The sequence below is a fragment of the Rubneribacter badeniensis genome, assembly GCF_002899695.1.
GTDB lineage: Bacteria > Actinomycetota > Coriobacteriia > Coriobacteriales > Eggerthellaceae > Rubneribacter > Rubneribacter badeniensis.
Genome location: NZ_PPEL01000006.1, coordinates 62,741 through 69,822 on the forward strand (window position 1 = coordinate 62,741; position 7,082 = coordinate 69,822).

Sequence of the window (7,082 nt, forward strand, 5' to 3'; positions counted from 1 at the left end):
AGAACTCTGGGAAGCGAGTGACAACGGATGATTTCGGAACGCATGCTCACGGCGGTCGTCAAAGGCATCGCCAAGCGCCAGCTCGACCTCAAGCCCACCGACGAGAGGTTCATGCCGCCCGCCGAGGACGGCCGCACGTACATGCTCTACCTGCATGTGCCCTTCTGCCAGGTGCTGTGCCCGTACTGCAGCTTCAACCGCTACCCCTTCCGCGAGGAGGTGGCGAAGCCCTACTTCGCCAGTCTGCGCAAGGAAATGCTCATGCTCGAGCAGCTGGGTTACGACTTCGAGAGCATCTACGTGGGCGGCGGCACGCCCACCATCATGATCGACGAACTGTGCGAAACGCTTGACGTAGCCCGCCAGCATTTCAACATCAGGGAGGTGGCAGTCGAGACGAACCCCAACCACCTGACCAAGCCCTACCTCGAGAAGATGAAGGGGCGCGTGCAGCGCCTGTCCGTGGGCGTGCAGAGCTTCGACGACGGACTGCTCAAGCAGATGGACCGCTACCGGAAGTACGGCAGCGGCGCGGAGATCCTTGAGCGCATCGGCGAGGCTGCTCCGTGCTTCGACTCGCTCAACGTCGACATGATCTTCAACTTCCCCTCGCAAACCGAGGACATCCTCTTCGCCGACCTGGAGAAAGTGGCCACCTGCGGCGCGCACCAAACCACGTTTTCACCGCTGTACGCCTCGAACGGCACCATCGAGAAGATGGCCGCCCGCCTCGGTGCCATGGACTATCGCCGCGAGCGACGCTTCTACGAGATCGTCGACGACGTGCTGGCGGGCGGCTCGCAGCCGCTGTTCCATCGCTCGACGCTGTGGACGTTCACCCGCAACGAGCGGCGCAACGCCGCCGGCTCCACGCCCACGCATCCGGAGCGCATCGAGGAGTACCAAACCAACTACGTCGATTACCCCGCCATCGGAAGCGGGTCGATCACCCATCTCGGCAACGCGCTGTACGTGAACACGTTCAGCATATCCGAATACAACGAGGCCATAGCGGAGGGCCGCATGTCCATCATGGGGAAAAGCGTCATGAGCGCAACGAGCCTCATGCGCTACCGCTTCCTCCTCGACCTGTACAAGCTGCGCCTCGACAAGCGGGCCTTCGAGCGCGACTTCGGCACGACCATCGACCAAGGGCTACCCATCGAAATGGCGTTCATGCGAGCGAACCGGGCGTTTGAATGCGACGACGACCGCCAACTCACGCTCACGCCGCGCGGACGCTACCTCGTCGTGGTCATGTACCGGCAATTCCTCAGCGCGATGAACAACCTGCGCGAGCAGGCGCGCAACGCCCTCTCCGGCGAAGAGCGCCGCATCCTGTTCGAGGACGAGCGCACCGACGAGTAACCTGCGGACGAGGCGACCCCCGCCCGCGTCCCCACCCCAAAGCCCCAAGCCGCGCAGTGAGCGCATTTCCGGAGGCGGCGGGGCCCGCCAGGATGGCGGGCTGGTGGCTCCGCCGAGGCAGAACCTGTTGGGGCAACGGACCCGCGGGGATGACAGCCGCCAAGGAGGGACCTGTTGGACGACGGACCTGCCGAGATGGTGGGCCCGCTAAGGCAGAACCTGCTAGAGTGGCGAAGTCTGCCGATGAAGAACCCTTTGGGATGAAGCCTGCCGAAGCGGGGCGTGTTTCACGTGAAACACGCCCCGCGCTTTGCCCCTCCCGCCCCGCATGGGGGCTTCTTCCACCGTCTCTTTCATCCCTTACAGTAAAAAATTTGGGAATTGTATTTCATATTTTACCGTCATCGGTGAAAAGAAGGATCGTAAGGTTATGAAAGTCTTCTCTCGCCCCTCTTTTTGTTGTAAATACAACAAAAAGAGGCCCTATTATGGAAACCTAAGTCATCCAATGAGATAAATCGGTAACATATCGATCAGAATTATCGAATTCCTTACCGTAGCACTCTCAAGCAGCGCATCGTGATCGCGAGCCCTCGCCGACAGCCCCTCCGGCGCAAGCCCTCGCCGATCCCCTAGGGGCGCCCCCGCGGGCGCGTGTCCAGTTTCAAGACATAGCAAGGCGTTCGCACCACGACACCACGTCTTTCTAAGCCGAATTCAACGCTCCGGGATCGCCTCCCACCAAAAGAGGGCTTGACCGCAAGTCCTGCTGTTGCTAAGTTGCTATAGTGTTACAAATTATGAAATCGTAATACCAGGAGGAGACTATGGCGAAACTGAAACGGGCGCTCGCCACCGGGCTGATGGCGGCGCTGCTCGCGTTCACCTTGGCGGGGTGCGCGCAATCCGAGCAAACTCCGGAAGGGTCGGCGAACACAGGAGAGGCGTCCCAGGAGCCGGCTCAGCAGTCGAATCAGGTTGTCGATGCATATGGTCGCACGGTCGAGCTTCCCGACAGCGTGGAGACTGCGGCGACGGTGGGCAGCGGCGCGCGGTTCGTCGTGTACGCAGGCGGCCAGGACAAGCTCATCGCCGTCACCGAGATGGAGACGGAAGCTTCGCCCGCGCGCCCTTACACGGTCGCGCATGAATCGCTCTTCTCCAGCTTGCCGTCAACGAGCAACGGCAACCACCTCATGGAGACCAGCGTGAACACCGAAGAGCTGCTCTCGCTGCATCCCGACGTCATCATCTCGAGCCGCAGCGCAGCTGAGTGCGACGAGCTGCAGGAGGCCATCGGCATTCCCGTCGTCGGCATCTCGTACCAAGACCAGCTGTTCTCCGACGACGTGTACACGTCCATCGAAGTGGTGGGCGAAGCCCTCGGCACTTCCGACCACGCCGACGCAGTGGTCGCGAAAATGAAGGAATGGCAGGAAGACCTCGACTCCCGCACGGCGTCCATCGCCGACGAGGACAAACCGACCTGCTACGTCGGCGCGGTCAACTACAAGGGCGCCAAAAGCTTCGGCGGCACCTATGTGCAGTACGCACCGCTCGAGGCCGTGAACGCCATCAACGTGGCCGACGAGATCGGGCAGGCCGGCTCCGTCGAAGTGGAGCTTGAGCAGATCGGAGAATGGAACCCCGACTTCATGTTCCTCAACGCGGGCAACATGGACCTCATGAAGCAGGACTACGCGAACAACCAGGAGTTCTTCGACAGTCTGACGGCGTTTCAATCGGGCAACCTGTACACGCAGCCGTCCTACAACTACAACGGCACCAATGTTGAAATGGGCATCTGCGATGCGTACTTCATCGGATTCACCGTGTTTCCCGAACAGTTCTCCGACCTCGACGCGGAGACCGTGTACCAAGAAGTGTTCGAAACCATGCTGGGCACCGATTACTATCAAACCATGAAAGAAAACGGCATGGACTTCAAGCAGCTGTCGATTGCAGCATAGCGCGCAACACGCCGTGCACGAAACCGCAGCTGCTCGCTAGGGTTGCTGCACCAGAAGGCCCGCGGCCGAACAGCCGCGGGCCGCTCTCTTGAGACGGAGGAGCAATGGAACCCGAGACGCTCGTCTCACGAACAAAGCGAATGCCCGGCAAACGATCACCGCACTGCGAGTATCGTCGCTACGCCCGCCACAAGCGCGCCATCGTCGTTGCGTTGGCGGTGCTTGTGGCGGGCGTAGCGACGCTCTCGATGACCATCGGATCGGCAGACCTTTCGGTCGTCGACGTCGTGCTCGCGCTGTTCGGCGGAGGCGACGAATACGACCGCATCGTCGTTTGGAACCTGCGCATGCCACGCGTGCTCACCGCCCTTGTCGGTGGCGTCGCGCTGGCCATGGCGGGCTGCGCGTTCCAAAGCACGCTGCGCAACCCCCTCGCCTCGGCCAGCACCCTGGGCATCTCGCAAGGGGCAGCGTTCGGCGCGTCCGTGGCGATTATCCTGCTGGGAGCGAACGGCGCGGCCGCTTACGAAGGGGTGCAGTTCTCATCGAACCCCTACGTCACCGTGGTGTGCGCGTTTCTCGGCGCCATGGCGTCGACGCTCGTGGTGCTCGGCCTTTCGCGACTGCGCGAGATGACGCCGGAGTCCATCGTGCTGGCCGGCGTCGCACTGTCGGCCTTGTTCGCCGGGGGCACCACCATGATCCAGTACTTCGCCGAAGATTCCCAAGTGGCAGCCGTCGTGTTCTGGACATTCGGTGACCTGAGCCGCGTCTCGTATCGCGAGCTGGCCATCATGGGGTGCGTGACGGCGGTAAGCGCGGTGTTCTTCTTCCTCAATCGCTGGAATTACAACGCCATGGAATCGGGCGAGGCGGCAGCCCACGGACTGGGCGTCAACGTGCGCTCTGTTCGGCTTGCCGGCATGTTCGTGGCCGCGGCGGCAGCTGCGTCGATTATCGCGTTCTGCGGCATCATCAACTTCGTTGGACTTGTGGCCCCTCACGTCATGCGCCGCTTCATCGGTTCGGATTACCGCTACCTCCTGCCCGCCTCCGCATTCGCGGGCGCAGGACTGCTGCTGGTCAGCGACATCGTCGCGCATGCCGTCGTGGCACCGCTCATCCTCCCTATCGGCGCCATCACTTCGTTTGTTGGCGCGCCGATGTTCCTCTACTTGCTGTTCAAAGGGGTGAGTCGCTGATGCTGGAGGCAAAAGAGGTCGCCTACTCCTATGTCAAGGGACGTCCGATCCTGAAATCCGTCAGCGCTTTGGTGGAGCCCGGATCGTTTCTGGCGATTCTCGGCGTGAACGGATGCGGAAAGTCGACGCTCATGGCCTGCCTCGACGATGCGCTGAAGCCCGACAGCGGCATAGTGCTGCTTGACGGCGCGGCGCTCTCGCAGGTGCCGCGAGGGCATCGCGCGAAGAAGATCGCCCTCGTCGCCCAGCATAGCCATGCCAACCGCCTCACGGTGTACGATGCTGTGCTCCTCGGCAGAAAGCCGCATATGCAAGGCGCTCCGTCCGAAGAGGACCATGCGGTTGTGAGCAAAGTTCTTTCCGATTTGGGGCTTTCCGACTTCGCCTTGCGCTACATCGACGAACTATCGGGCGGAGAGTACCAGAAAGTGGTGCTGGCGCGCGCCTTCGTCCAGCAAACCGACGTGCTTTTGCTCGACGAGCCGACAAACAACCTCGATCCGGCAAACCAGCAGGAAGTCATGCGCGTCGTCCGTGAGGAAGTGGACGCGCGGAACCTTGCCGCAGCGGCCGTCCTTCACGACGTGAACCTGGCCCTGCGCTGGTGCGACCGATTCCTCATGCTGAAGGACGGATTGGTCGAAGCGCTTGGAGGATCGGAAGTGATCACCGAGAGTTCGATGCTGAGCGTGTACAACATGGAAAGCGACATCATCGAATACAACGGCAGAAGAATCGTCGTCCCCCGATAAGACCGACATCGCAGAAAGGAAACCTCCATGAACGAGATCGCACGCTACTTCGACAGTCGCGCCGACGATTGGGAGAAGACGTTCAACCGACCGAGCGCAGTCCAAGGGGCGGTGGCGGCCATAGCGGGCATCGGCCCCGGCTCCCGCGTGCTCGATCTCGGTTGCGGCACGGGTATCATGGCCGATGTCTATCTCGCCCTCGGAGTGTCGCAGGTGGTTGCGCTCGACATCGCGCCTCGCATGATAGAAATCGCCCAAAAGAAGTACGAAAACGAGCCCCGCATCGATTTCCGGTGCCGCGACGCGGTCGAGTTCGAAGATGAAGAGGGTTTTGACGCCGTTGTCATCTACAACGCGTATCCTCACTTTCTCGACAAGGACGCGCTCGCGAAACGCGTCGCCAGCCTGGTAAAACCTGCGGGGCGCTTCACGGTGGCGCACAGCATGGGCCGCGCGCAGATGAACGACCACCATCGCAACGTGCCCGCGTCCGTCACATCCGTGCTCCGTCCTGCAGTCGAGGAGGCCGAAGCGTGGCGGGGTTTGTTCGAAATCGACTCCATCGTGGATTCGCCGCTTTTCTACTGCTTTGCCGGCCAGCTGAAGTAAGGAAACTGCACGAGTTTTCCCAATCCCGATGCCCAACACGAACGAGCCGAAAAGCACGAGCATGAAGAACACGTTACATGCATCATTTCCTGACACCATCTCAGAACGATCAAACGACTGCCGGCAAACCGTTCCTAATCCCATGCGTTCACTGGCTACATTCTCTACCGCTCTGATCTCGCGAGCTTTAAAGTATTCAATTTTTCTCTCGTTTCATGCTCTCATTGCGCTATAATGCGTCATCATGCGGGTGTCGCCAAGTGGTAAGGCCCAAGCTTCCCAAGCTTGTATTCGCGGGTTCGAGTCCCGTCACCCGCTCCATGAACCTCCCATCCAAGCTTCGGCTTGGATTTTTCGTATTTGGGCACATTGGAACGTATCGAGGCAGAGGTGCCGACATGGACAATAACGCAGCCATGCGCGAACAAGCAAGCAAGAAGCCCTGTTTGGACACGTTCATCTTCGACCTCGACGGCACGCTGCTCGATACGCTGCCCGATCTCGTGGAGCTCACCAACGCAACGCTGCGCGAGTGCGGCTGGCCCGAACGGACGCCGCAAGAGGTGCTCAGCTTCGTAGGCAACGGCGTGAAGGCCCTCATGTACCAAGCGGTGCCCGAAGGCGCCAATAGCGAGGACGTGGAAAGCGCGCTGCGGCGCTGGAAAGCCCTCTACCCCGCGTACGGATACCGCCTCACCAAGGCCTACGACGGCATCCCTGAAACGATCGCTGAACTCAAGCGGCGCGGAGCGAAGCTGGCCGTGCTCTCCAACAAGTTCGACGGAGCCGTGCACGAGGTGGTCGATGCCTACTTGCCCGACCTGTTCGCCATAGCCCACGGCGAATGCGCCGACATCCCGCGCAAACCCAACCCTGCGGGCCTCCTGCGCACCATCCGCGAGCTTGGCTCGTCTCCCTCCCGCACTGCGTACGTGGGCGATTCTACGGGAGATGTAACGGTATCGCGCAACGCCGGCGTGTTCTCCATCGCCGTTGCCTGGGGCTACCATACCGAGGGGCGGCTGCTCGAGGCAGCGCCCGATGCCATCGTCCAGGTACCGTCAAGAATCTTGCGCACTTTTCCGACAGCCTCATAAGCCCGCCGTCCGGTGCGGCTACCCCTCCAGCAGAGTCACGTCCAGATAGCGCCTCGAGCCCCACTCGCTCTCGGCCACGTACTT

At 61.2% G+C, this 7,082-nt stretch carries 6 protein-coding genes and 1 tRNA gene; all 7 read left to right on the forward strand.

All coding sequences use genetic code 11. The features are described from left to right. Positions 1 to 27: 27 nt before the first annotated feature. Positions 28 to 1,368, forward strand: coding sequence for a coproporphyrinogen III oxidase family protein (locus tag C2L80_RS02680; RefSeq protein ID WP_092197033.1), 1,341 nt, complete (start codon positions 28 to 30; stop codon positions 1,366 to 1,368). A gap of 827 nt (positions 1,369 to 2,195) precedes the next feature. Next, positions 2,196 to 3,338 carry an ABC transporter substrate-binding protein gene (locus tag C2L80_RS02685; RefSeq protein WP_087196859.1) on the forward strand — a complete coding sequence of 381 codons (1,143 nt, stop codon included), beginning with the start codon at positions 2,196 to 2,198 and terminating at the stop codon, positions 3,336 to 3,338. Between the two features lie 140 nt (positions 3,339 to 3,478). Next, on the forward strand, positions 3,479 to 4,540 hold the full coding sequence (locus tag C2L80_RS02690) for a FecCD family ABC transporter permease (RefSeq protein WP_193602618.1): 1,062 nt from the start codon (positions 3,479 to 3,481) through the stop codon (positions 4,538 to 4,540). Next, on the forward strand, positions 4,540 to 5,292 hold the full coding sequence (locus C2L80_RS02695) for an ABC transporter ATP-binding protein (RefSeq protein ID WP_103262578.1): 753 nt from the start codon (positions 4,540 to 4,542) through the stop codon (positions 5,290 to 5,292). The genes C2L80_RS02690 and C2L80_RS02695 overlap by 1 nt, the downstream gene beginning before the upstream one ends. A 27-nt stretch (positions 5,293 to 5,319) precedes the next feature. Next, positions 5,320 to 5,901, forward strand: coding sequence for a class I SAM-dependent methyltransferase (locus C2L80_RS02700; RefSeq protein WP_103262579.1), 582 nt, complete (start codon positions 5,320 to 5,322; stop codon positions 5,899 to 5,901). Positions 5,902 to 6,147: 246 nt separating this feature from the next. Then, positions 6,148 to 6,222: transfer RNA gene (locus C2L80_RS02705), tRNA-Gly, on the forward strand. Between the two features lie 77 nt (positions 6,223 to 6,299). Continuing rightward, a complete protein-coding gene (locus tag C2L80_RS02710) occupies positions 6,300 to 6,998 on the forward strand; it encodes an HAD family hydrolase (RefSeq protein WP_239938669.1) in 699 nt (232 codons plus the stop codon). Positions 6,999 to 7,082: the final 84 nt, after the last annotated feature.